This is a genomic window from Rubrivivax gelatinosus IL144 (genome assembly GCF_000284255.1).
GTDB classification, from domain to species: Bacteria; Pseudomonadota; Gammaproteobacteria; order Burkholderiales; family Burkholderiaceae_C; genus Rubrivivax; species Rubrivivax gelatinosus_A.
On sequence record NC_017075.1, the window covers coordinates 4,251,700 to 4,276,628 of the forward strand.

22 protein-coding genes are annotated in these 24,929 nt (G+C 69.5%); 12 read left to right on the forward strand and 10 right to left on the reverse strand.

Annotated features, from left to right (window positions below):
- The first annotated feature begins 50 nt into the window (after positions 1-50).
- The 8 genes from RGE_RS19320 to RGE_RS19355 all read left to right on the forward strand — a co-directional run bounded on the left by RGE_RS19320 (position 51) and on the right by RGE_RS19355 (position 10,475).
- Entirely contained in the window at positions 51-1,862 is a 1,812-nt protein-coding gene (locus RGE_RS19320) for an alkaline phosphatase (protein ID WP_014430143.1), read from the forward strand.
- The gene (locus RGE_RS19325; protein ID WP_173391627.1) at positions 1,859-2,323 is read left to right on the forward strand and encodes a hypothetical protein; all 465 of its coding nucleotides are present in this window, start codon (positions 1,859-1,861) and stop codon (positions 2,321-2,323) included. Before RGE_RS19320 ends, RGE_RS19325 begins: the two co-directional genes overlap by 4 nt.
- Entirely contained in the window at positions 2,320-2,991 is a 672-nt protein-coding gene (locus tag RGE_RS19330; protein WP_014430145.1) for an ABC transporter ATP-binding protein, read from the forward strand. Before RGE_RS19325 ends, RGE_RS19330 begins: the two co-directional genes overlap by 4 nt.
- Positions 2,991-4,232, forward strand: coding sequence for an FtsX-like permease family protein (locus RGE_RS19335; protein ID WP_014430146.1), 1,242 nt, complete (start codon positions 2,991-2,993; stop codon positions 4,230-4,232). Before RGE_RS19330 ends, RGE_RS19335 begins: the two co-directional genes overlap by 1 nt.
- 159 nt (positions 4,233-4,391) lie before the next feature.
- A complete protein-coding gene (locus RGE_RS19340; protein WP_014430147.1) occupies positions 4,392-5,489 on the forward strand; it encodes an NAD(P)-dependent alcohol dehydrogenase in 1,098 nt (365 codons plus the stop codon).
- Between the two features lie 258 nt (positions 5,490-5,747).
- The gene (gene kaiC / locus RGE_RS19345) at positions 5,748-7,448 is read left to right on the forward strand and encodes a circadian clock protein KaiC (RefSeq protein ID WP_014430148.1); all 1,701 of its coding nucleotides are present in this window, start codon (positions 5,748-5,750) and stop codon (positions 7,446-7,448) included.
- Positions 7,445-7,753 carry a circadian clock KaiB family protein gene (locus tag RGE_RS19350; RefSeq protein ID WP_014430149.1) on the forward strand — a complete coding sequence of 103 codons (309 nt, stop codon included), beginning with the start codon at positions 7,445-7,447 and terminating at the stop codon, positions 7,751-7,753. Before kaiC ends, RGE_RS19350 begins: the two co-directional genes overlap by 4 nt.
- 7 nt (positions 7,754-7,760) lie before the next feature.
- A complete protein-coding gene (locus tag RGE_RS19355; protein WP_014430150.1) occupies positions 7,761-10,475 on the forward strand; it encodes a sensor domain-containing protein in 2,715 nt (904 codons plus the stop codon).
- A gap of 287 nt (positions 10,476-10,762) precedes the next feature.
- On the opposite strand, the gene RGE_RS19360 is transcribed toward RGE_RS19355, so the two are convergent.
- Complete coding sequence (locus RGE_RS19360; protein WP_014430151.1) at positions 10,763-11,698, reverse strand: LysR family transcriptional regulator; 936 nt, start codon at positions 11,696-11,698, stop codon at positions 10,763-10,765.
- 99 nt (positions 11,699-11,797) lie between these two features.
- On the opposite strand from RGE_RS19360, the gene RGE_RS19365 reads away from it, so the two are divergent.
- On the forward strand, positions 11,798-12,703 hold the full coding sequence (locus tag RGE_RS19365) for a DMT family transporter (RefSeq protein WP_014430152.1): 906 nt from the start codon (positions 11,798-11,800) through the stop codon (positions 12,701-12,703).
- Positions 12,704-12,808: 105 nt separating this feature from the next.
- On the opposite strand, the gene RGE_RS24170 is transcribed toward RGE_RS19365, so the two are convergent.
- The 6 genes from RGE_RS24170 to RGE_RS19395 all read right to left on the reverse strand — a co-directional run bounded on the left by RGE_RS24170 (position 12,809) and on the right by RGE_RS19395 (position 20,219).
- Positions 12,809-13,234, reverse strand: a complete 426-nt coding sequence (locus tag RGE_RS24170; protein ID WP_148280243.1) for a hypothetical protein — start codon at positions 13,232-13,234, stop codon at positions 12,809-12,811.
- A gap of 889 nt (positions 13,235-14,123) precedes the next feature.
- The gene (locus RGE_RS19375) at positions 14,124-15,752 is read right to left on the reverse strand and encodes a DUF2326 domain-containing protein (protein ID WP_014430154.1); all 1,629 of its coding nucleotides are present in this window, start codon (positions 15,750-15,752) and stop codon (positions 14,124-14,126) included.
- Positions 15,742-15,966: an ABC-three component system middle component 7 gene (locus RGE_RS19380; RefSeq protein WP_043784297.1), complete on the reverse strand. Its 225-nt coding sequence runs from the start codon at positions 15,964-15,966 to the stop codon at positions 15,742-15,744. The genes RGE_RS19375 and RGE_RS19380 overlap by 11 nt, the downstream gene beginning before the upstream one ends.
- On the reverse strand, positions 15,963-16,727 hold the full coding sequence (locus RGE_RS19385; protein WP_014430155.1) for an ABC-three component system protein: 765 nt from the start codon (positions 16,725-16,727) through the stop codon (positions 15,963-15,965). The genes RGE_RS19380 and RGE_RS19385 overlap by 4 nt, the downstream gene beginning before the upstream one ends.
- Before the next feature lie 176 nt (positions 16,728-16,903).
- Positions 16,904-17,887, reverse strand: coding sequence for a nuclease-related domain-containing protein (locus RGE_RS19390; protein ID WP_014430156.1), 984 nt, complete (start codon positions 17,885-17,887; stop codon positions 16,904-16,906).
- 202 nt (positions 17,888-18,089) lie between these two features.
- Complete coding sequence (locus tag RGE_RS19395) at positions 18,090-20,219, reverse strand: TonB-dependent siderophore receptor (protein ID WP_014430157.1); 2,130 nt, start codon at positions 20,217-20,219, stop codon at positions 18,090-18,092.
- Between the two features lie 153 nt (positions 20,220-20,372).
- On the opposite strand from RGE_RS19395, the gene RGE_RS24405 reads away from it, so the two are divergent.
- The gene (locus RGE_RS24405) at positions 20,373-20,549 is read left to right on the forward strand and encodes a hypothetical protein (RefSeq protein WP_014430159.1); all 177 of its coding nucleotides are present in this window, start codon (positions 20,373-20,375) and stop codon (positions 20,547-20,549) included.
- A complete protein-coding gene (locus RGE_RS19400) occupies positions 20,546-21,697 on the forward strand; it encodes a PepSY-associated TM helix domain-containing protein (RefSeq protein WP_014430160.1) in 1,152 nt (383 codons plus the stop codon). The genes RGE_RS24405 and RGE_RS19400 overlap by 4 nt, the downstream gene beginning before the upstream one ends.
- A gap of 6 nt (positions 21,698-21,703) precedes the next feature.
- Here RGE_RS19400 and RGE_RS19405 read toward each other — a convergent pair whose 3' ends face one another.
- Both RGE_RS19405 and RGE_RS19410 read right to left on the reverse strand, forming a co-directional pair.
- The gene (locus RGE_RS19405; protein WP_014430161.1) at positions 21,704-22,537 is read right to left on the reverse strand and encodes an urease accessory protein UreD; all 834 of its coding nucleotides are present in this window, start codon (positions 22,535-22,537) and stop codon (positions 21,704-21,706) included.
- A 54-nt stretch (positions 22,538-22,591) separates the two neighbouring features.
- Entirely contained in the window at positions 22,592-24,049 is a 1,458-nt protein-coding gene (locus tag RGE_RS19410; protein ID WP_014430162.1) for an aminotransferase-like domain-containing protein, read from the reverse strand.
- Between the two features lie 152 nt (positions 24,050-24,201).
- Here RGE_RS19410 and RGE_RS19415 point away from each other — a divergent pair, with 152 nt between their 5' ends.
- Entirely contained in the window at positions 24,202-24,513 is a 312-nt protein-coding gene (locus RGE_RS19415) for a DUF2917 domain-containing protein (protein ID WP_148280244.1), read from the forward strand.
- On the opposite strand, the gene RGE_RS19420 is transcribed toward RGE_RS19415, so the two are convergent.
- On the reverse strand, positions 24,443-24,922 hold the full coding sequence (locus RGE_RS19420; RefSeq protein WP_043784299.1) for a nucleoside deaminase: 480 nt from the start codon (positions 24,920-24,922) through the stop codon (positions 24,443-24,445). The genes RGE_RS19415 and RGE_RS19420 overlap by 71 nt on opposite strands.
- Positions 24,923-24,929 lie beyond the last annotated feature (7 nt).

Here is a 24,929-nt window from a genome sequence, read left to right on the forward strand (position 1 = left end):
ACGCGGCGGCTACAAGCGAGGGTTTCCCGACCCTCCGCTTCCACGCGTCCATGCGCCACACCCCGTTCCATCTCGCAGCCGGCGTCGCCGCCGCGCTGCTGGCTTGCGCCGCCCAGGCGCAATCGATCTACCCGCTGAACCGCGCCGACATCCTGGCCGGCTCGCGTTTCGACTTCAAGGTCGAGTTCGACGGCGTCGTGCCGCGCGACCAGATGAAGGTCAGCATCAACGGCCAGGACTACGCCCAGGTCTTCGGCCAGAACGCCGAGTACATCGAGCGCGAAGACGGCAAGCCCGCGTCCAGCCTGCTGCTGCGCGGCGTGTCGCTGCCCACGGCCGGCCACTACGTCGTCAAGGCCAGCGACGGCACGCACGAGAAATCGGTGAACTGGACGGTCTACGGCACGCCGGCCAAGCGTGCGGCGAAGAACGTCATCCTGTTCATCGGCGACGGCTTCTCGATCGCCCACCGCACCGCGGCGCGCATCCTGTCCAAGGGCTACGACGAAGGCGGCAAGCTCAAGGGCAAGCTGGCGATGGACGACATGCCCTACATGGCGCTGCTGTCCACGCAGGGCACCGACTCCATCGTCACCGACTCGGCCAACTCGGCCTCGGCCTACACCACCGGCCACAAGTCCTGCGTCAACGCGCTGGGCGTCTACTGCTCGCGCGCCGCCGACACGCTGGCGCACCCGGCCGTCGAGACGATCACCAGCCTGGCCAAGCGCCGCGGCATGGCCGTCGGCGCGGTGACCAACTCCGAGGTCGAGGACGCCACGCCGGCCGCGATGGCCGCGCACACGCGCCGCCGGTCGGACTTCGACGACATCGTGCGCATGTTCCTGGACAGCCGCATCGACGTGCTGATGGGCGGCGGCTCGCCGCACTTCCTGCCCAAGTCCACGCCCGGCTCCAAGCGCAAGGACGACACCGACTTCATCGCCGCCTACCGCCAGGCCGGCTACCAGCTCGCGACGACCAAGACCGAGATGACGGCGCTGGCCGCCGACAAGAGCACGACCAAGCTGCTGGGCCTCTACAACACCGGCAACGTCGACGGCGCGCTGGACCTGAAGTTCCTGAAGAAGGGCAGCGTCGCCAAGTTCCCCGACCAGCCCGACGTCGTCGAGGAGATGCGCGCCGCCATCGAGGTGCTGTCGCGCAACCCGAACGGCTTCGTGCTGATGGTCGAGAGCGCGCGCATCGACAAGTACTCGCACTCGATGGACGCCGAGCGTGCGATCTACGACACCATCATGCTCGACGACGCCGTGCAGGCCGCCAAGGACTGGTCCAAGGCGCGTGGCAACGACACGCTGATCCTCGTCACGGCCGACCACTCGCACCCGGTCAGCCTGATCGGCACCGTCAACGACGAAGCCCCGGGCCCCGAGATGCGCAACAAGGTCGGCGTCTACGCCAGCGCCGGCTGGCCCAACTACCCGGCGCCCGACGCCGCGGGCTACCCGGGCACGGTGGACGTCTCGCGCCGCCTGCGCTTCGTCTTCGGCGCCTACCCCGACCACTACGACACCTTCCGCCCCTACCTGGACGGCGAGAACGTGCCGGCGGTGAAGGGCAAGGACGGCGTCGTCGTCGCCAACGAGCAGTACAAGGACGTGCCCGGCGCCGTGCTGCGCATCGGCAACCTGCCCAACACCGGCCCCGACGCCGCGACGCAAGGCATCCACTCCGGCGACGACGTCGTGCTGACGGCCACCGGCCCCGGCGCCGAACGTGTGCGCGGCCAGATGGAGAACACCGAGCTGTTCCGCGTCATCGCCGAGGCGCTGGCGCTGGCGCCGCAGCCGGCCAAGGCCCAGCCCAAGGCCAGAGCGAAAGCCGCCACCGCCCAGTGAAGCCCGTGCTGAACGCCGCCGGCACCCGCCGGCGGCTTTTCCTTTTGAGCGCCGCGCTGCTGCCCTTCGCACCCGCAGCGCGTGCCGACGAGCTGCTCACTTTCGACGGCCTGTACGAAAGCGTCGGCGTGCTCGGCATCCGCTACTCGGAGCGCGCGCGGGCGCTGCGCGGCCAGGCGGTGCGCATGCGCGGCTTCATGGCGCCGCCGCTCAAGCCCGAGAGCCGCTTCTTCGTGCTGACGCGTGCGCCGGTCTCGGTGTGCCCGTTCTGCGCCTCCGATGCCGAATGGCCGGTCGACATCGTCGTCGTCTACCTGCGCGAAACGCTGGCGCCGGTGGACTTCAACCGCCGCGTCGAAGCGACCGGCCGGCTGGAGATCGGCTCCTGGACCGACCCGCATACCGGCTTCGTCAGCCAGGTGCGGCTGGTCGACGCCCAGGTGCACGAGGTCGGGCGGTGAGCGCGGGGCTGAGCGTCGACGGCCTGCGCGTGCGCTTTCGCGGCGAAGCCGCCGACCTGTTCACCATCGACACGCTGACGCTGGCGCCCGGCGCCAGCCTGGGCATCCGCGGGCCTTCGGGCGCCGGCAAGACGACGCTGTTCAACTGCCTGGCCGGCATCGAGACGCCGCAGGCCGGCCGCGTGGCCTGGCAGGGCGAGGACATCGCCGCGCTGCCCGAAGGCGCACGCGACCGCTGGCGGCGGCGCGCCGTCGGCCTGGTGTTCCAGGACTTCCACCTCGTCGACGGCCTGGACGCGCTGGCCAACGTGCTGCTGCCGGCGCACTTCGGCCGCTGGCGCCCGGCGGCCGACGAACGCGAGCGCGCCGCCACGCTGCTGCGCCGCGTCGGCATCACCTCGCCGCGGCGCGAGGTGGCGCTGATGTCGCGCGGCGAACGCCAGCGCGTGGCCATCGCCCGCGCGCTGCTGCACCGCCCGCCGGCGCTGCTGGCCGACGAACCGACCGCCAGCCTGGACCCCGAGCACCGCGCCGAGGTCGCCACGCTGCTGACCGAAGCCGCACGCGAAACCGGCGCCAGCCTCGTCGTCTTCTCGCACGACCTGGAGCTGCTGGCGCGCCTGGACCGCGGCGCCGAGCTGCGCGACGGCCGGCTGACGGAGGCCTGATGCCGCTGCCCAACCCCTTGCCCGTCGTCTGGGCCGACCTGCGCCGCAACCGCCTGCTGGGCGCGGTGACGGTGCTGCTGGTGGCGCTGGCGGTGGCCGTCGGCGTCGCCGTGATCTCGCAGGAACGCGCGCTGCGCCAGGGCAGCGCACGCGCCGCCGACGACTTCGACCTCATCGTCGGCGCGCCCGGCAGCCCGACGCAGCTGGTGCTGAGCACCGTCTACCTGCAGCTGCAGGCGCTGCCGCTCTTGGACGGCGCGGTGCTGGCGCGTGCCGCCAGCGCGCCGGGCGTGGCCTACGCCGCGCCGATCGCCTTCGGCGACCACTGGCAGGGCCACCCGGTGATCGGTACCGTCGCCGCCTTCGCCAGCCGCGGCGGCACGCTGGCGCCGGCCGAGGGCCGGCTGTTCCAGCGCCGCGGCGAGGCCGTCGTCGGCGCCGCGGTGCCGGCCGCGCTGGGCGCTGCGCTGCGGCCGGCGCACGGGCTGCACGACGAGGACGGCGACGAGGACGAGCACGCCGGCCACGACCCGCACCACGCCCACGACCTGAGCTACACCGTCGTCGGCCGCCTGCCGCCGCGCCACAACGCCTGGGACCGCGCGATCCTGGTGCCGGTGGAAGACGTCTGGGCGCTGCACGGCCTGCCCGGCGGCCATGCCGACGGTGACGATCACCTGGGCCCGCCCTGGGCCGCCGAGCGCCTGCCCGGCGTGCCGGCGCTGGCGATCAAACCGGCCAGCGTGGCCGCCGCCTACACGCTGCGCGGCCAGTTCCGCACGCCGCAGAGCGTGGCGCTGTTCCCGGCCGAGGTGCTCAACGAGCTCTACGTGCTGCTGGGCAACGTGCGCGACCTGATGGCGCTGCTGGCGCTGGCGACGCAGGTGCTGGTCGTGGCCGCGGTGCTGGTGGTGCTGCTGGTCGGCTTCCTGGCGCGCCAGCGCCAGTTCGCGGTGTTGCGCGCCATCGGCGCCGGCCGCGGCTACGTCTTCGCGGTCGTCTGGATCGAGGTGGCGGCGCTGATCCTGGCCGGCGCGCTGGCCGGCGCGGCGCTGGGGTATGCCGGCTCGCTGGGCCTGTCGGCCTGGCTGGCGCAGCGCACCGGTTTTGCGCTGCCGGCAACGCTGGGCGCGGCCGAGCTGCGGCTGGTGGCCGGGCTCGTCGTCGCCGGGCTGCTGATCGCGCTGCTGCCAGCGGCACAGGCTTTCCGCCGGCCGATCGCCGCCGGGCTGCGCGGCTGAGCGGGCGGCCCCGCGGCGCGGGCGTCTGTTCATCGACGGCGTGCGGGGAGCGCGCGATCATGCGGGCCACGGGCCCGGCGCGCGAGACACGCCCCGGCCCGGCGAGCGCCGGCGCACTCGCGGCGCATTCGACAGACACCCACGCTGAAGGAGAACCGCATGGCACGCACGATGAAAGCCGCCGTCTTCGTCGAGAAGGGCCGCATCGAACTGCGCGAGAAGCCCATCCCCGAGGTCGGCCCCAACGACGCGCTGCTGCGCATCACGACGACGACGATCTGCGGCACCGACGTCCACATCCTGAAGGGCGAATATCCGGTGGCGCCGGGCCTGACGGTGGGCCACGAGCCGGTGGGCGTGATCGAGAAGCTGGGCTCGGCGGTCGTCGGCTACCAGGAGGGCCAGCGTGTGATCGCCGGCGCGATCTGCCCCAACTTCAACAGCTATGCCGCGATGGACGGCAAGCCCAGCCAGGACGGCAGCTACCTGATCCCGTCGGGCCGCTGCGGCTGCCACGGCTACAAGGCGACGGCCGGCTGGCGCTTCGGCAACCTGATCGACGGCACCCAGGCCGAGTACGTGCTGGTGCCCGACGCCCAGGCCAACCTGGCGCCGGTGCCCGACGGCTTGACGGACGAGCAGGTGCTGATGTGCCCGGACATCATGTCCACCGGCTTTGCCGGCGCCGAGAACGCCGGCATCCGCCTGGGCGACACCGTCGTCGTCTTCGCCCAGGGCCCGATCGGCCTGTGCGCCGCGGCCGGCGCGCGGCTGATGGGCGCCACGACGGTGATCGGCGTCGACGGCAACGACCACCGGCTGGAAGTGGCAAAACAGATGGGCGCCGACTTGACGCTGAACTTCAAGCGCTGCGACGTCGTGGCCGAGGTGATGAAGCTGACCGGCGGCCGCGGCGCCGACGCCGCGATCGAGGCGCTGGGCACGCAGCAGACCTTCGAGGGCGCTCTGCGCGTGCTGAAGCCGGGCGGCACGCTGTCCAGCCTGGGCGTGTACTCCGAAGACCTGCGCATCCCGATGGCGGCGTTCGCCGCCGGGCTGGGCGACCACACGATCAAGACCGCGCTGTGCCCCGGCGGCAAGGAACGCATGCGCCGGCTGATGAACGTCATCGAGGCCGGGCGGCTGGACCTGTCGCCGATGGTGACGCACCACTACCGGCTCGACGACATCGTCGCCGCCTACGAGCTGTTTGCGAACCAGCGCGACGGCGTGCTGAAGGTGGCACTGAAGCCCTGACCCGGCGCGCCGCTGCGGCGGCGAGAACGCCAGGGCGAAAAAGCGGGCAGGTTCCGCACGCGGGCGGCAAATCTGGCGCAGCCGGGTGTTTTGGGTGATTTAGATGACGAAAATAGATAAATCACAAGTGCCGTGCCCGGCCGTGTGTTCCGATGCTGCTTTGCCGCCGCCCGGATCATTCCGGCCACGTCGGCGCTGTCTGAGTCGCGCCGTGGCTGCCGAGCCGGCGCACTCGGCGAGTCAACGGAACGGATTCCAGTGCCCATCAGAACCCTGACGACCATCCGCAAGTCGACCACCGGCGTCCAGGGCCTGGACGAACTCACCGCAGGCGGCCTGCCGTCTGGCCGCCCCACCCTGGTCTGCGGCGGCGCCGGCTGCGGCAAGACCTTGCTCGGCATGCAGTTCCTGGTGCACGGCGCGACGCAGGCGGGCGAACCCGGCGTCTTCATGGCCTTCGAGGAGACCGCTGCCGAGCTGGCCCAGAACGTGGCCTCGCTCGGTTTCGACCTCGAAGACCTGACGACGCGCGGCCTGCTCGCGGTGGACCACGTGCGCGTCGACCGCGACGCGTTCCAGGACAGCGGCGAGTACGACCTCGAGGGCCTGTTCATCCGGCTGGGCCACGCGATCGACCGCATCGGCGCGAAACGCGTCGTGCTCGACACCATCGAGACCCTCTTCGGCGGGCTGCCCGATCCGGCCATCGTCCGGGCCGAACTGAGGCGCCTGTTCCGGTGGCTGAAGGACCGGGGCGTGACGACGCTCGTCACCGGCGAACGCGGCAGCGACCCGCTGGCCCTGACGCGCCACGGACTCGAGGAGTACGTCGCCGACTGCGTCATCGTGCTCGACCACCGCGTGCAAGGCATGGTCTCGTCGCGACGGCTGCGCGTGATCAAGTACCGCGGCTCCAGGCACGGCACCAACGAGTACCCGTTCCTGATCGACGAAACCGGCATTTCGCTGCTCCCGGTGACGGCGCTGGGCCTGCATCACGAAGTCAGCGACGAGCGCGTGCCGTCCGGCGTGGCCGGGCTCGACGAGATGCTCGGCGGCGCCGGCTTCTTCCACGGCAGCAGCGTCCTGATCTCGGGCACCGCGGGCACCGGCAAGAGCAGCCTGGCGGCGCACATCACGGCGGCGGCGTGCGAACGCGGCGAGCGGGTGCTCTACTTTCCGTTCGAGGAGTCGTCCAGCCAGATCATGCGCAACATGCGCTCGATCGGCATCGACCTGGCGCGCTGGGTCGATTGCGGGCTGCTGCAGTTCCACGCCTCGCGCCCGACGCAGGCCGGGCTGGAGCTGCACCTGTCCAGGATGCTCGCGCAGATCGTCGCGTTCGACCCGCAGGTGGTCGTCGTGGACCCGCTCAACAGCTTCGTCACCACCGGCAACGCCGACGACGTCAAGCTGATGCTGCTGCGCCTGATCGACACCCTCAAGCAGCGCCAGACGACCGCGTTCTTCACCAGCCTGACGGCCGGTGGCGAAGGGCTGGAACGCACCGACACCGCGATCTCGTCGCTGATCGACACCTGGCTGCTGGTGCGCGACATCGAAAGCGGCGGCGAACGCAACCGCGGCCTGTACATCCTCAAGTCGCGCGGCATGCCGCACTCCAACCAGGTGCGCGAGTTCACGATCACGCACGACGGCATCGCGCTGCGCGAGCCTTACAACGGCCCGCAGGGCGCGCTGACCGGCTCGGCCCGGCTGGCACAGGAAGCGCGGGAGCAGGCCGATCAGGTGCTGCGGGAAGAAGAGGTCCGCCGCAAGCAGGAAGAGCTGTCCCGCCGCCGGGCGGCGATGGAAGCGCAGATCACCGCGATGCGCGAGGATTTCGCGGCGCTGGAAGCCGAGACCCAGACGCTCGTCGTGCAGGCCCGCACGCGCGAGGAGCAACTGCTGCAGGACCGGCGCGCGATGGCGCGCAGCCGCAAGTCGGAGGCGCAATGAACGAACAGGCACCGGCGGCCCCCGCCGAACACGAGTTCGTCCTGCGCCTGTACGTGGCGGGCCACACGCCGCGCTCGCTGCGCGCGGTGGCCAACATGCAGCGCATCTGTCTGGAGCAGTTGCATGGCCAGTACCAGCTCGAGGTGATCGACCTGTACCAGCAGCCGCAGCTGGCCGAGGGCGAGCAGATCGTCGCGGTGCCCGCGCTGATCAAGCGCCTGCCGCCGCCGCTGCGCATGGTGGTCGGCGACATGTCGGACACCGAGCGGGTCCTGGTCGGGCTCGACCTGCTGCCACGAAGCTGATCGAGCCATGGCGAACGCGCTCGAACCGCCGCACCAGGCGCCGCCGGCCGCGCAAGGCCTGCAGGCGCGGCACGACGCCCTGCTGCGCGAGTGCCGGGCCCTGCAGGCGAAGCTCTCGCGTGCCGAGCAGGCGCTGCGCGGGATCGGCGACGGCGAGGTCGACGCGCTGTTCCTGCCGGGCTCGAACGGCCTGGAGCTGTTCACGCGCGACGGCGCCGACCGGTCCTACCGGCTGCTGATCGAGGAGATGGGCGAAGGCGCGCTGACGCTTACGCCGGACGGCGTCGTCACCTACGCCAACCGCCGCTTCGCCGAGATGCTGCAGCGGCCGCTGAGCCGGGTCATCGGTTCGCTGCTCGCGGACTGCGTCGCCCCCGAGGCGCAGGCCGCGCTGGCGCCGCTGCTGGCGCACGACGGGCAGCCCAAACGCTCCGCCGAACTCGACCTGATCACCGACGGCGGGCAACGCGTGCCCATCCTGCTGACCGTCAACCGCCTGGTCGTCGACGGCCTGCCCGATGCGCTGTGCATGGTCGCGACCGACCTGAGCGGGCAGCGCATCAGCGATGCCGCGGCCCAGGCGCGGCGCGCGCTGTTCGACCTGGTGGCCGAGCAGGCGCGGACCGAAGAGAGCCTGCGCGCCAGCCTGGCCACGCTGCACCTGCGCGACCGCGCGCTGGGGGCGATCTCGCAGGGCGTGATGATCTCCGACGCCGCGGGCCTCATCACCTACGTGAACGCCGGCTGCACCGTGATCACGGGCTACACCGAAGCCGAGATGGTCGGCCGCCCGGCCGCCTTCCTGCACGGCGCCGACACCGACCCCGGCCTGCTGCGCGCCCTGCGCGATGCGCTGCGCACGTCCAGCCCCTTCCACGGCGAGCTGCTGAACTACCGCAAGGACGGCACCCCGTTCTGGAACGAGATGTCGCTCGCGCCCGTGCTCGACGCGCAGGGCGTGACCATCCAGTTCGTCGGCGTGATGTCGGACGTCAGCGCACGCCGCGAACTGGCGGCGCAGCTGCTGCTGGCGGCCAAGGTGTTCGAGCAGAGCGGCGAGGGCTTCTACGTCGCCGACCTGCAGCACCGCATCGTCAAGGTCAACCAGGCCTTCACCACGATCACCGGCTACGACGCGGCCGACGTGCTGGGGCGCACGCCGGACCTGTTCCGCTCCAAACGCCACGACCGCCAGTTCCACGCCGCCATCTGGGCCGAGGCGGCCGAGCACGGGCACTGGCACGGCGAGGTGTGGAGCCGCCGCAAGGACGGCAGCGAATATCCGCAATGGCTGTCGATGAGCCTGGTGGCCGACGCCGGCGGCCAGGCCGCGCACTTCATCGCCTCGTTCATCGACATCACGCGGCGCAAGGACGCCGAGGACAGCATCCGCCGGCTGGCGCATTACGACTCGCTGACCGGCCTGCCGAACCGCGCGCTGCTCAGCGACCGGGCCTCGCACGCGCTGCGTGTGGCGCGGCGCAACCGCGAGTCGATGGCGCTGATGTTCATCGACCTCGACCACTTCAAGATCATCAACGACTCGCTGGGGCATGCCGTCGGCGACGCGCTGCTGGTGGCGCTGGCCGAACGCTTCCGCGGGGCGCTGCGCGAGCAGGACACCTTGTCGCGCACCGGGGGCGACGAGTTCGTGCTGCTGCTGCCCGGCACCGACGCACCGGGCGCGTCGCGCGTGGCGCGCAAGCTGCTGGCGCTGGCCGAGAAGCCCTACCACCTGGAGCAGTACGAGCTGTCGATCACGCCTTCGGTCGGCATCGCGCTGTACCCGGCGGACGGGGCCGACTACAACGCGCTGGCGCAGTCGGCGGACGCCGCGATGTACCAGGCCAAGCAGAACGGCCGCAACCGCTTCTGCTTCTACACCGCCGAGATCCAGGCCCAGTCGGTGCGCATGCTGCTGCTGGAAAACGCGCTGCGCCGTGCGCTCGAGCGCGGCGAGCTGAGCCTGAACTACCAGCCGCAGTTCCGCAGCGACGGCCGGTGCATCGTCGGCGCCGAGGTGCTGCTGCGCTGGCAGCATCCCGAACTGGGTGCGGTGTCGCCCGCGGAGTTCATCCCGGTGGCCGAGAGCAGCGGCCTCATCACCTCGATCGGCGAGTGGGTGCTGCGCACCGCGACGCAGCAGCTGCGGACCTGGCTGACGAACGGCATCCCGGTGAAGACCTTGGCCGTCAACCTGTCGGCGGTGCAGTTCCGGCAGCCGCACCTGGCGGACATCGTCGCGGGCATCCTGTCCGAGGCGGGCATCGAGGCCGGCCGGCTCGAACTCGAACTGACCGAGAGCGTGGCCTCCGACGACCCGGTGGCCGCCGTGACCGCGATGAACGAGCTGCACGCCCGGGGCGTGCAGCTGTCGATCGACGACTTCGGCACCGGCTACTCGTCGCTGAGCTACCTGAAACGCTTCAAGGTCTACAAGCTGAAGATCGACCGCTCCTTCATCGGCGGCGTGATCGACAGCGCCGAGGATCAGGCCATCGTCACGGCCATCATCAACCTCGCCAAGGGCCTGGGCATGCGCACGATCGCCGAAGGCGTGGAGACCGAAGCCCAGGCGCACTTCCTGCGCAAACGCGGCTGCGACGAGCTGCAGGGCTACTGGCTGAGCCGGCCGCTGCGGGCCGACGAGTTCGCGGCCTTCGTCCAGGCGCACCGGGCCATGGCCGCTGACGAGGAGCCGCAGGCACTGCTGCCGGCTTGAGCCCGGCGGCCGGCTCGTCGGCGCGTAGCGCCCCGCCCCCCACCCACCGGCAGCTCCGGCTTCGGCGGTCGGCCCTGCGGGCCGACTGCGCTGCGCTGCTCGGTTTCGCGGTCGCGCGGCCCAACTCGCTGCGCTCACTGACGTGAGCTCCGCTCAAACAGTCGGCCGCGAGTCAGATCACGAAGCGCGCTCAAGCGCGCCGACCGCGAACCCTGCGCTGCTCGCCGCCGAAAAGTCGCAGCCGGCGGGTGGGGGGCGGGGCGCTCGGCAAGGCCCGTTGTTCGCCGTCAGTCGGCTGCGGTGCGCCAGTCCGGCTCGTCGCCCGACCAGCGCTCGCGCACGAAGTCGACGAAGCAGCGGACCTTGGGCGACTTGTGCGCGCCGGGCAGATGCAGCGCGTACAGGCTGCTGCCCAGGTTGCCGTGGGCCTGGTGGTCGGCGAGCACTTGGATCAGGCGGCCCGCGGCCAGATCGTCGTCGACGGCGAAACGCGGCAGCAGCGCGAAGCCCAGGCCGCGCACGGCCAGGTCGCGCACAGCCTCGCTGCTGTTGACCGAGACGCGTGTCGTCACCGGCACTTCCTGCGTCGCCGCGCCTTCCGTGAAGCGCCACCGCGCGCTGCGGCTCTTGAAGCCGTAGAACAGGCAAGGCCGGTCGTGCAGATCGGCCGGCGTGGCGACGCCCGCGCCGTGCGCCAGCCCGGGGCTGGCGACGACGGCGTAGTCGATGGCGCACAGGCGCTGCGCCACCAGGGGGTCGGGCGGGGTGTCGCACAGCCGCAGCAGCACGTCGACACCCTCTTCCACCGGGTCGACGTGGCGGTCCAGCAGGCAGAGCTGCAGTTCCACCTCGGGGTATCGCTGCATGAACGCCGGCACCATCGGGACGAGGTGGCGCGTGCCGAAGGCCACCGAGGCGCTGACGGTCAGCACGCCGCGTGGCTGGCTGCGCAGCGACAGCGTGTCGGCCTGGGTCTGTTCCAGCTCCTGCAGCAGCCGCTGCGCACGTTCGTAGACCTGCGCGCCGGCTTCGGTGAGCACCAGGCGCCGGGTGCTGCGGTGCATCAGCCGCGTGTCCAGCAGCTCCTCCAGCGCGCGCAGCTGGCGGCTGACCGCGCCCTTGTCCAGCCCGAGGCCGGCCGCCGCGCCCGAGATGCTGCCCTGCGCCGCGATGTGCGCGAAGGTGATCATCAGCTTGGCTTGCTGGACGGGGGAGTGGGCCATGTTGTCCTGCAGTCAACGATCGTTTGCCGATTAGACCGCTTCCGCCGCATTGGCGGCGTTTCAACAATGGTGGCCTCTCTCCCCATCGAAGGAGCCGCCATGACCACCACCGCCGCCCCGCTGGCCGCCGCGCCTGGCGCCACCGCCCCGACGACGCCGCTGCTCTGGCCGGCGGTCTTCATCCTGATGTGGAGCACCGGCTACGTGGCCGGCAAGCTGGGCCTGCCCTATGCCGGCCCGTTCACGCTGCTGTTCCTGCGTTTCGGCGTCGCCGCTGCCGTGCTGCTGGTGGTGGCGCTGGCGACGCGCGCGCCCTGGCCGCGCACGGCGCGGCAGTGGCTGCACGTCGTCGTTGTCGGCCTGCTGATCCAGGCGCTGCAGTTCTCCGGCCTGTACGCCGGGCTAGCGCTGGGCGTGTCGGCCGGGGTGTCGGCGGTGATCGTCGGGCTGATGCCGGTCTGCACCGCGCTCGGCGCGGTCGTCTTCCTCGGCGAGCGCATCGGCCTGCGCCAGGTCATCGGGCTGACGCTGGGACTGGCCGGCGTGGCGCTGGTCGTCGCGCACAAGCTGGGCGGCGGTGGCGGCGTGGCCGGCCATCTGGCCGTGGGCCTGGCGCTGCTGGGCATCACCGCCGGCACGCTGTACCAGAAGAAGTTCTGCGCCGGCATGGACCTGCGCAGCGGCGGCGCCATCCAGCTCGGCGCGTCGACGCTGGTCGTCGGCGTGCTGGGCGCCTGGCAGGAAGGGCTGGCAGTGCAGTGGACGCCAGCGCTGGTCGGCGCGTCGCTGTGGCTCAGCCTGGTGAACTCGATCGGCGCCGTCAGCGTGATGTTCGTGCTGCTGCGCCGCGGCGAGGCCAGCCGGGTGGCGAGCTTGTTCTACCTGATCCCGGCGGTGACGGCCGTCATGGGCTATGCGGTGCTGGGGGAGACGCTGACGGTGTGGCAGGGGGTGGGCGTCGGGGTGTCGGCGGCGGGGGTGTATCTGGCGACGAGGCGGGAGTGAGGCTGTTGCTCGGTCTGGTGTGGTGGGGGTGACCGAACCTCGTCAAACTTCGTGGGCGTTACGCCAACAAGGGGTGAGCGGGCTTAAGTTCGGTGGATTGCGCCTTTACTGGTCAGCCGCCGGAAAGCAGAGCCAGTCACAACTATCGGCGGCGATGCCGACAGCCTGGAAGTAGAAGTTACCGTTGACGAGCGGCCGCGCATCGCAAGAGTGCCTGCGCGTGCGCGGATTCCCCTGGAAGAAATCGTAGCCCGCGGCATAGTTTTGCCCTCTCATTACACAGTATCCCAACTTCCGCTCGAACTCCTTCATCGGAATCTCGATGGAGCACGAATAGACCTGCGGATCACCTTCTCGGACCTGCCCCGAGAATTCATGACGAGGCCGGCCCGCGACAGGCCCCGTCTCACTCAAGACGCACTTGTCAGGGCTCACCGATTGATATAGATAGACACGCGCCGGCGGAGTTTTGGAAACAGAGACGCAGCCCGTCATCAGGACGCAAAGAGAAATCGAAACCACGGCTTTCATGACGAAAGCTCCATTTTCGCGTTGCCCCCTCAGGGACTTTTATCACAGCCCGCAACTCGTGCCACAACCCACGACCGCATAAATCCGACCGCACGCCGGCAGAGTTCCCTAGGATGGGGCTGTAGTCGCGCCAATTCACCGAACCCAAGTCCAGGGAAGGCAGGATTGACGCCGTAATTCGTTGATTCGTTCATGATCCTTCCCTCGACAAGGCCGTCACCCATGGCGACCGGAATACTACCCAAACATCCGGTCCCTGCTGCTGATCTTACCGATCTCATCGCCTCGTCGTAGTTTTCCGAGCGGACGCGCCATATCTAATTCTCTCCCGCCTTGAGGCGCTGCCGGCGTTGATCGCCTTGCACCTGCGCGCCACGGCACTGGCCGTGCATCCCCCGCGCAACCCGCAGCTAGGCGACCACTCGCCGCCAACGCCCAGTGCTTCTGTCCGGGACGATTCCGCCCTCGTCGGCCGAACCTCGTCAAACGTCATGCGCGTTGTGCCTATAAGGGGTGCGCGGGCTTAAGTTCGGTGGATTGCATCCCACCACCGGCAGCTCCGGCGGTCGGCCCTGCGGGCCGACTACGCTGCGCTGCTCGGTTTCTCGGTCGCGCGGCCCAACTCGCTGCGCTCACTGGCGTGAGCTCCGCTCAAACAGTCGGCCGCGAGCCAGATCACGAAGCGCGCTATAGCGCGCCGACCGCGAACCCTGCGCTGCTCGCCGCCGAAAAGTCGCAGCCGGTGGGTGGGGGGCGGGCGCTGGGCGGCAGATTTGGCAATGCAGTAAGCAGCGAGAGGCGGGTGACTGCTGTGCGGCGGTTGCGGCCATTCATCTGGCAGGCGTCGAGGTCCGCAATGCAGCCGAAACCAGGCGCACAGAGGTTTCCACTAGGTCGCCGCTGTTGGACGACTCGGCCGCCAGTCGTGGATGTAGAGCACAGCACTGTCACTGAGTTGAATGACGCTCTGCTTTTGCAAAGTCTGAGCAGCCGTCGGCCCATATTTTTGAATCTCATCAAGCGCGATGAACGACTGCTTCTGGATCCTTGCGTACAACCCGATGAGATGGGCGACGGAGTCGTTCGAGATGTTCTTGAAGAGCACAGAATCGTGCGCAATGGCCGGAAGGCTGGTTGCCCGGAAGACCGCCATGTCGAACAGCACAAGCCCAAAGTAGGCTGTCCCAGTGCCGGTGTCCTCGAAAACCTCGAACTTGTAGGTGGAGTCGTCTAGCGACAGACGCGGGCTCTTGCGGTGCTCGCCGACGGCTTCGCTGACGATCTCGCGCATCCCATCGTTCACGCTGGTCTCGATCTCGGTGAGGATGCGTTCCTTCACCTCCGCAAGTGCTTCTCTTGCCTTTCGCAGCGTGTCGACATGCGCTTGCTCGAGTTCGTATCCATCTCTGCTGGCCCGTGCGGTCTGAAGCGACAAAGCAATCTTGTAAACGTGGTCGACCAGCGACCCGGGCTGTTCGACCGATCCCAACGCTGCCGCGATCTCCGAGTCGATTCCTGCAATACTCAGGTCGATGAGCCTCAACTCCTCTGCCAATTGCTCTTTGGACTGCTTCAACTGCTCCTTGAGGATGCGGGCAACGCCGTCATGAAACGCTTCGACCTCGGCGAGCCGTTCGGTGTTGATATCCGGGAAGAACCTTTGGAGATCCAGAAAATTGCCGCCATGGAGGGAGCGCTTCCCCCCGAGGTTACGGTCGATCCGCTGAAGGCGCCCGGCCACGGTCATTCGGCGCTGAAGTAAGTCGTCTTTGCGCTCTTTGAGATCGAGAACCTCTTTGTTGATCACCGCGTTCAGACTTGTCGCGTAGCTGGCCAAGTTTTGACGCACATCTTCAAGATCGCGCTCAAGACCCGCGATCTGCACCTTTGCCTGCGCGTACCCCGTCCTGGTTACCTTCGGAATGAGCTGCTTGCCTGCCGCGGCCCTGATGACCTTCAGGTCTGTGTCGGCCGTTCGCGCTGCATCGTCACGTTCTCGAATCGATTCGAACTTGCCGTACGTCTTGATAAGGTTGTCAATGCAATCCTTGTCCTTCTGCTTCGGAAAAGCGTGAAGCGGTTCGTCAGGAATCAGGTTGGTCTTACCCCAGACACGCAAATGAAGGCCGACGGCGGCGCGGAAAGTTTGGCCCGGCTGCGCGAGGCCGTACGCGTTCTTCAATAACGCGTTGAACTCGTCCAGCTTTATTGCTTCCAGCACCTTGTAGTCCGCATCGCAGACGTATACGGTTTCTGGCGTGATCGTCTCGCGCCGGAAACGATGGAGTTCGCCGTCGAACTCGAAGGCGAAGTCATAGTGATGGTGCCCCAACTCAGCCACGACGTCCTCGTTCCATTCCAGCAGTGTCGAGCCGCCGAATACAAAGTCGACCAGCATCAAAAGCGTGGACTTTCCGATCGAGTTGGTCGCGTTGTCGTCGCCCAGCACGACGTTCAGTCCTGGATGAAACCTGACAACGCCAGCGCGGAATTTCTCGCAGCGAATTTCACGCAGCATAGACAACCTTTTCAGTACCGAAGTCAACGGTCAACCGGTCGAGCAGAAACAGGACATCCAGCGCCAGCAAGAACTGGTCAATGCTCTCGAACTGGTCGCCTACCTGCTGGAACAGGTCCGCCAAGCGGGTCGGGTCCGGCCCCGCCTTCAGCACATGGGTTAGGTGCCCCAACACGGAGGCGGACAACGGTACGACCTTGTTAGGTGTGATCACTCGAAGACCTCGCAGTTCTGAATGAAAAACGAAGCCACGGCCTCAGCCGACTCCAGGGTTTGGGCCTTCGCACGGGCGCGGATCCAATCGACCAGGTTGGCAAACACCTGTGACTGCGGCAGGCCTTGACGCTTCTGCATCAAGTAGAACGCTTTGACCTGGACGAAGATCAGCTCGGAGCATCCGGGGTCGCTGCGCTCAAGCTCCAAGAAGGCAGCCTGGACATGCCGGAAGTAATCTTCTACTGCATTGCGAACCTTTCGCTTGGTGGGGGGCGGCATCGTCGCGTCCAGCTTGTCATCGACCGCCTTTGGAGTGAACGCCAGCGTTGCGTCCCCGGTTTCCTCTACTGAAGCGCTGTGCAAGTGAGCAACGACCGCGGCAATCTGTAACTCGAGTGGGTACTGCGAAGCCAGCGACCGTTGGCGCTCTTGCTGTAGCGCATCGAACTTGATTTGGTACAGGTCGAAGTACTCACCTGCGGTCCGGGGCTTGTCGAACTTCCCGTGGCATTCGACACACAGCGGGATGATGTTGTCCGGGTCGTTTACGTCAGCACACAGCCTAGGCGAGTTCGCTAACTCGACGACCTCCTCTGGACGTGGGTTCAGCGGGTAGATATGCGCCAGCTCGTAACCCTTGTACTGCCGCTGCTTCTTCCGGTAGAAGAGAGGAGCGTCACACAGTGGGCAACGGCTACTTACCTGCGAGAGCAGGGCAGCGATCTCTGCGTTGTTGTAGTCACGCCTCGTGTTCGTCACTCGGCCTCCCTCGTGCTTGAGAGCCGAATGCTCTCGATCTGCTCTTCTGAGTTCGATTTTTGCCGATGTTGAGCCACGTTACCTCAATTCGCGACCGGAAATGACAGATGCTCGCGGCGGCGGTCAGTCCACCGCCAGCGCTGAAAGCTGTATTCAGCCTGAAGCCGCCACTCGCCTCAGCGCCCCGCCGCCTGATGCTCCCTGCAATACTGCAACCCACCAAACCTCTTCTCGTTGTTCCAGCAAAACTTGCCTTCGGCAAACGAAATCTTGGCGCCGCAGGTCGCGCAGATGAGTTTGCGGCGCTCGGGCGCGGCGTCCTGAGGCGCAACGTCCGCCGCTAGTGAAGGTACCGGCGCCTGCACCGGCGCAACAGGCTCGCGCCGCGGCGCAACAGTCGGCGGTACAGCAGCCCCCACCTCCACCCTCGGCTTCATGAACTCCGGCAGCGCCAGCAGATCGCTCGGCCGGTGCTGGCGCACCAGCTTGCGGGCGAATTCCTCGATGGTGTCGGCGCCGCGGATGTTCATCAGCGCGCCGACGAAGCGGCCGGGCGTGAACGTCGTGTTCTGCTGGAACTTCTCGTGCCACGCGCGGAAACCGTCGGCCTTGATGACGTTGCTCGTGTCGAAGGCCTTGGCCGGCGGGCGGTGGGTCAGCGACGACGGGCTGACCAGCACGCAGTGTTCGATCTGCGGGGCGCCGCCGTTGCGGCCGCAAATCTCCAGGCGCTCGAACAGCTTGCGCAGCGGGCCTTCGTGGCGGCGGCTCTGCTCCAGCGGCGACGGGATGCCGAACACTCGTTCGCCGGAATACTCGACCGAGAACTCGCCGTGTTCGTTGATGCGCAGGTTGCCGTTGAAGTTCTTCGTCTCCAGCAGGTAGACGTAGAGGCTGCGCGTGATGATCAGGTGGTCGATCTGCACCACCTCGCCGTCGACCTGGAAACGCAGGTCGTGCAGCAGCATGCGGTCGGGGTCGTCCCGCAGGTAGTTGTCGAGGAAGTGCGCCGCATCGCGCTCGCCGGCGATGCCGCGTTTCAGGCGGAACTGCTCGTCACGCAGCCAGTCGCGCTGGCGGCGGTCCAACAGCGGGGATTTCTGCAAATCCTCGAGCAGTGCGAGCCGCTTCGACTTGTCGTCGGCGGACTTGATCAGCACGCGATGACCTCCCTGGTCACTTTTGCCAGGGATCATGCCACCGCGTTACGCCCGCATACAAAGCTTCGCCCGCCCGATGCGCGCGAACTGCGGCACACGGGGCGGGCGAATGCGGGGCTGTTTCGGCGCGGTTTGCGCCAGGTCTAATTCGGCCGGCCGGGAGGCCGGCCCGGCGCCATGGCGGGCGACCGGGCTTCGCGCCTTACAGCTTGTAGTTCAGCGTCAGCGACACCTGCCGCGGCGCACCGTAGATGGCGCCGTTGGACAGGCCACCGATGTACTTCTTGTCGGTGACGTTGTCGACGTTCAGGCGCAGCGTGGTGCGCTCGTTCCACTCGTAGGCGGCAAAGGCGTTGGCCAGCAGGTAGGCGCCCTGCTCCATGGTCTGGGCGGCGTTGCTGACGTCCGACTGCCAGCGCCCGCCCACGCCCAGGCGCAACTGGGGCAGTGCCGCCAGGCGCGTATCGAAGCGGAAGTTGACCGTCGTGCGCGGCACCCACAGGCTGGTGTCGTGGCCGTCCGGGCCGGTGAGCTTGAGCCGCGTGAAGCCCAGCGTGATGCGCGAATCGGCGCCGATGCGGCCGGTGGCTTCGGCCTCGAAACCGCGCGACTTCACGTCCTCGGGCGTGTACCAGTAGTTGCCGGTGTCGGGGTTGATGCCGGCATAGGTCGCCAGGCCCTTCTGCTCGGCGGTGAAGACGGCGAAGGTGGTCAGCAGCTTGCGGTCCAGCCACTCGGCCTTGACGCCGGCCTCGGTGTTCACGCCCTTCATCGGGTCCAGGTAGACGTTGTCGTAGTCGCTCTGGTCCTGGTTCTGGAAGATCGTCGAGTACGAGACGTAGCCCAGCACCGCCGGCGTGATGTCGTAGGTGAAGCCGACGTAGGGGCTGGTCTCCTTGGTGTCGGGGTAGCTGACGCCGTTGGTGCCGGCGTTGCCGTAGCGGCTGGCGCCTTCGCGCTGCAGCTTGATCGCGTTGACGCCGACGATGGCCTTCAGCCGGTCGGTCAGCGCCAGGCGCGACGCGGCGTACAGGCGGGTCAGCGTCTGCTCGCCGCTGGTCGTCGACGCGACGCCGGTCCATTCGGGCTCGGGGTAGACGTCGCCGCGGTACGGGAAGGCCGGCAGCGGCAGGTCCTGGTACGAGGCGTCGAAGCCCCGGGCGGCGACGTCGCTGGTCTGGCGCGAGCGGCTGAGGCCGGCGATCAGGCTGTGGCGGCGGCCGAAGGCGTCGAATTCGCCGCTCAGGTTCAGGTCGAACAGGTTGTTCGTCGTCGTGCCGTGGCTCTTGTAGGGCCAGCCGACGAGGCCGGTGTTGTCGGGCAGCAGGCCGGGGTAGTCCTTCAGGTAGGCGTAGAGGAGCTGGGTGTCCTCGGTCGTCTCGCGGTGGTTGAAGGTGGCCTTCAGCTCCCAGTCGGGCGCCAGCTCGTGGCGGTACTCGACGAAGGCGTTGTTGCTGCGCGTGTTCCAGTAGGTCCAGTCCTGCGAGGTCGACGACGAACGGTCGAACTCGGCTTGGCCGCCGCCGGCGTAGTTCAGCGTCAGCGAGCCCCACATCGGCGAGTCCTGGTTGCTGCGCTGGTGGCTGAAGCCGAAGGTCAGCATGCCGTGCTCGCCGATCTGGCCGTCGACGACGCCATAGACGGTGCTGCGCAGATCGCGCAGGCCGCGCAGGTAGGAGTCCTTGTCCTCGCGCGCGACGACCAGGCGGCCGGCCCAGCTGCCGTCTTCGGTCAGCACCTTGTTGTAGTCCAGCGCCAGGCGGTTGCTGCCCTGCGGGCCCCAGGTGACGTTGGCTTCGCCGCCGTCCTCGTTGGTCGGGCGCTTGCGCACGTAGTTGATCGTGCCCGAGGCGTTGCCGACGCCGGTCAGCAGGCCGTTGGCGCCGCGGATCAGCTCGATGCGCTCGAACAGGTAGCTGTCCTGCTGGCCGACGACCACGCCCCAGTCGTTGCTCATGCCGACGCCGTCGATCTGCGTCAGCTGGATGTCGAAGCCGCGCGCGTTGAAGCCCACGCGGTTGGTCTCGTACTGCTCGATGTTGATGCCGGTGCCCAGCTGCAGCGCGGCGTTGCTGCCGGTGGCGCCGAAGTCCTCGATGTCCTGGCGCTCGATCGTGCTGATCGACTGCGGCGTGTCCTTGATCTCCATCGGCAGCCCGGTGGCGCCCTTGGAGACGCGGTGCGCGCGTTTGGCGGTGACGACGATCCTCTCGGCAGTGCCGGCCTCGGTGGCCTGGGTGCCGGTGTCCTCGGTCTGGGCCTGGGCCTGCGCCTGGGCGGCCAGGCTGCACACGGCGAGCGCGCAGGCGCTCAGCATCAGTTTGCGGGTCATGCGGGTCTTCGGTGGTGATCGGGCCGTTACCACGCGGCGGTGGCCGGGGCGCCGGGTCGTCTGGGGCGACGTCGTTTGCTCGGATGATAACGGTTCTTGTTTCCATTACCATCTGCGAACCGGCCACCTTGTTCCGGCCACACGAAAGACAGCATGTCCACCGAGTTCCGCCGCCTCTGGGCCTGGCCGCTGGCCCTGGGCCTGCTCACCGCCTCCGGGCTGCTGAGCGCGCTCGTCTCCGACGCCTGGGGCGACGTCTGGGCCTGGGTGGCGCTGGGCGTGCCGGTGGCGGTGGGCGGCTGGTACTCGCTGGCGCGGGGCGCACGATGAAGGCCCGTTCGCTGCGCGCCTGGAGTTGGGTGCACACCTGGACCAGCCTGGTCAGCACGCTGTTCATGCTGCTGCTGTGCCTGACCGGGTTGCCGCTGATCTTCCACCACGAGATCGAGCACCTGTCGGGCGACGCGGTCGAGCTGCCGGCGCTGGCCGCACCGGCGTCGCCGCAGGCGCTGGACACGGTGCTGGCCTCGGCGCGCGCGCTGTACCCGCAGCGTGTCGTGCAGTACGCCGCGCCCGACGAGGAGGAGCCGGCCGTCTGGCACGTCACGCTGACGCCGACGCCGGCGCCCACCGACGACTACAAGTCGGTCGCCGTCGACAGCCGCACGGCGCAGGTGCTGCGCGACGCGAAGACCGGCGAAGGCTTCATGTACTGGATGCAGCGCCTGCACATCGACCTGTTCGCCGGCCTGCCGGGCATGCTGTTCCTGGGTTTCATGGGCCTGCTGATGGTGGTCGCCATCGTCTCGGGCGTGGTGCTGTACGCGCCCTTCATGCGCCGGCTGGACTTCGGCACCGTTCGCCGCGAGCGTTCGCCGCGGCTGAAGTGGCTGGACCTGCACAACCTGCTGGGCATCGTGACGCTGGTCTGGGCCACGGTGGTGGGCTTCACCGGCGTCATCAACACCTGGGCCGACCCGCTGGTGAAGTACTGGCAGTACTCGCAGCTGAGCGCGCTGCTGGCGCCCTACGCCGGCCAGCCGCTGGTGCCCGAGGCCGAACGCGCGCCGGTGCAGAAGGCGCTGGATGCGGCCTTGGCGCACACGCCGGGCCAGCAGGTGTCCTTCCTCGCCTTCCCGGGCACGGCCTACTCCAGCCCGCACCACGTCACCGTCTTCCTGCGCGGCGACACGCCGCTGACGGCCAAGCTGCTGAAGCCGGTGCTGGTCGACGCACGCACGGCCACCGTCACCGCCTCGCCCGCCCTGCCCTGGTACCTGACGGCGCTCTTGATCTCGCAGCCGCTGCACTTCGGCGACTACGCCGGCATGCCGATGAAGATCCTCTGGGCGCTGCTGGACGTGGCGACGATCGTCGTGCTCGGCAGCGGCCTGTACCTGTGGCTCAAGCGCCGGGCGACGCGCTCGCGCGAGGCCGCGGTCGGCGAGACCGAGGACGGCGTGCCGGCGCTGACTTGAGGCGCCTCAGGTCCGCCAGATGCGCGGCGGGTTCGGCTCCAGGCCCCAGAGCACACGCCGCCAGGCGGCACGCAGCTTGACGGCCAGCGCCATCGCCGGCTCGACGCGGTCGCCCAGCACGCGTGCCACGACCACCGGCGCGTGCGGCGAGGTGACGCCGGCGGTGGCGGCCAGCGCGTCGGCGTCGATCACTTCGCGCGCCGCCTCGACCAGCGCCGTGCGCCGCGCGGCGTCGAAACCGGCGCCGCCGGCGGCGCAGAACAGCGTGCCCAGCACACGGTGGCCGGCGAAGCCGCAGGGGCCGTCGAGCAGCACGCGGTCGTCGCCCGCCACGACGCCGGCGTCCAGCCAGACGCCCGGCAGCTCGCAGCGCTGGGCGTAGCGCCCGGCGTCGAAGGCTTCGCCGGCCGCGGGCAGGCCCAGCGCCAGCAGATCCCAGGCGATGGCCTCGGCGCCGGGCGCCAGGCGCAGGCTCAGGCTGTTGTCGGCCAGACAGGCGCGGTGGGCGATGGTCTCCATCGGCAGCCATTCCAGGCGCGCGCCGGCGGCGAGCTCGAAGCTCACGCGCTGGCGCGCGGTCTCGCCGGCGCTGCGGTAGAAGCGTGTCGCGCCGGGCGTCGTCAGCACGGCGTGCGCGCCTTCGGCCAGCATCGCGTCCAGCTCCAGCACGTCGCCGCCGACGATGCCGCCGGGCGGGTGCACCAGCACGTGGTGGCAGATGCCGGGGCCTTCGGGATAGAGCCGCTGCAGCACACGCAGCGGGCCGTGGTGGCGGTCCAGCGCGATGCAGCGTTCGCCGTCGCGGCGGTAGTCGATGCGGAGGTGGCCGTGCCAGCCCATGAACGACGGGCACGCAGCGCCCGGGAGTGAGGTCGGCGTCGAGTGTAGGGGGCTTCAGGCCGCAGCCGGCGTGCGCGCGGCTTCGGCGGCCAGTTCCTGCGCCAGCCGGCCGACACGCGCGACGGCCTCGCGCTGCGCCTCGCCCCAGTCGCCGCCCAGGCTCAGGCGCACGCAGTGGCGGTAGCGGTCGCTGGCGCTGAACATCGTGCCCGGCGCGATGCAGATGCCCAGCGCCAGCGCGCGGCGGAACAGCTCCAGCGAGTCGACGCCGGCCGGCATCTCGGCCCAGAGCATGATGCCGCCGGCCGGGTCGGTGATGCGCGTGCCGCGCGGGAAGTGCGCCGCGACGAGATCGCGCGCCTCGGCCATGCGCGGCGCCAGCGCGCGCCGCAGCCGGCGCAGGCCGGGTTCGTAGCCGGGCTGGGTCAGCAGCTCGGCCATCGCCATCTCGACGACGCCGGTGTTGCCGCCGCCGAAAGCCGGCTTGATGCGCCGCACTTCGGCGCCGTGGCGCCCGGCCTCCAGCCAGCCGACACGCAGCCCCGGCGCCACGGTCTTGGCGAACGAGCCGCAGACCATCACCAGGCCTTCGCTGTCGAAGGACTTGACCGCGCGGCGGTGCTCGTCGCGTTCGGCCAGGTCGTTGTAGATCACGTCCTCGATCATCGGCACCTGGTGGCGCGCCAGCAGCTGCGCCAGGCGGCGGCGCTCGGCCACCGGCATGCAGCCGCCCAGCGGGTTCTGCAGCGTCGGCACGGCGAGCAGCGCACGCACCGGCTGCGTCTGCAGGGCCAGCGCCAAGGCGTCGACCGACAGGCCGTGGCGCGGGTGCGTCGGGATCTCCAGCGCACGCAGGCCCTGGGCTTCGAGGATCTGCAGGAAGCCGAACGAGGTCGGCGACTCCAGCGCGACGGTGTCGCCGGGCCGGGTAACGGCGCGCAGGCACAGCGCGAGGGCTTCGTTGCAGCCGCCGGTGGCGACGATGTCGCGCGCGTCCAGCGCCAGCCCCATCGCCAGCGCGCGGCGCGCGATGGCGCGGCGCAGCGTCTCCTCGCCGAAGCCGCCGGCGTACTGCGTCAGCAGCGCGCGGTGGCGCAGCGTGGCCTGGCTCAGCGCGCGGCGGATGCGCGCCTCGGCGAACAGCGAGGCCGACGGGCAGGCGGCGCCCAGCGAGACGACGCCGGGCGCGCCGTTGAGCTGCATCATCAGCTCGTACAGCGAGGCGATGTCCACCGCCAGCGCCGCCTGCGGCGGCGACGAGGTCGCCGGCTCGGCCGGGCGTTGGCCGCGCTGGGCGCTGGCGACGAAGTAGCCGGATTTGGGCCGCGCCTGCACCAGGCGCTCGTCCTCCAGCGCGCGGTAGGCCTGCAGCACGGTGGCCACCGCCACCTGTTCGTCGCGCGCCGCCTGGCGCACCGACGGCAGCCTCGCGCCGGCCGGCAGCGTGCCGGCGCGGATCGCGGCGGCCAGCCGGTCGGCGAACTGGCGGTACAGCGGGCGGGCGACGTCCATCGGCCCATTGTCGGCGCGGCGCCGGGCAGCGGACCGGTACAGATGGCGACCGAACAGGGCAGCACAGCCGCACGCCACGCGCATCTGTGCCGGTGAAGCCCGCGCCGCGCTGTGGCTGGCGGGCGCCCGGCCGCGCCACGAGCATGAGCGCCATGGACACCACCGCCCTCCTCCTCGCCCCCGGTCAGGCGCTGACGCTGCCGCCGGGCCCCGCCGGCCGCCGGCTGCGTGTGCTGCAGGGGCGCGTCTGGCTGACGGCCAGCGGCTGCGCCGACGACGAGGTGCTGGCCGCCGGCACCGAGCACGTGCTGCCGGCCGGGCGGCGCGGTGCGCTGGTCGTCGAGGCGCTGGACGGGCCGGTGCGCGCCGAGCTGCTGGCGCCGGGCGCGGCGCCTAAGCCCGGCGCCAGAAGTCCCGGTGCAGCGCCGCGATCTCCGGCGTGGCGGCCGGCACCGGGCCGATGACCTCGATGGCGCGCTGGCCGCGTGCGAAGACCTCGCGGCAGGGCAGGTCCAGCGTCGGGTTCTCGGGGTGGGCGCCGGTCAGCGCGAGCAGCTCGCGCTCGGTCATGCCGTAGACCAGCCGGCCGATGCCGGCCCAGTACTGGGTGCCGGCGCACATCGCGCAGGGCTCGACGGTGCTCACCAGCGTGCAGCCGGCCAGGAACTCCGGCGCCCAGCGCCGCGCGGCCTCGCGCGCGAGCACGGCCTCGGCGTGTTCGACGGCGCTGACGTTGCCCTGCTCCAGCAGCACGGTCTCGCCATCGGGGGCGACGAGCACGGCGCCGAACGGGTGCCGGCCTTCGGCCAGCGCATGCGTGGCGACCTCGTTGGCGCGGCGCAGCCAGGCGAGCAGGCGCTCGGGTGTCGTCATGCGTTTC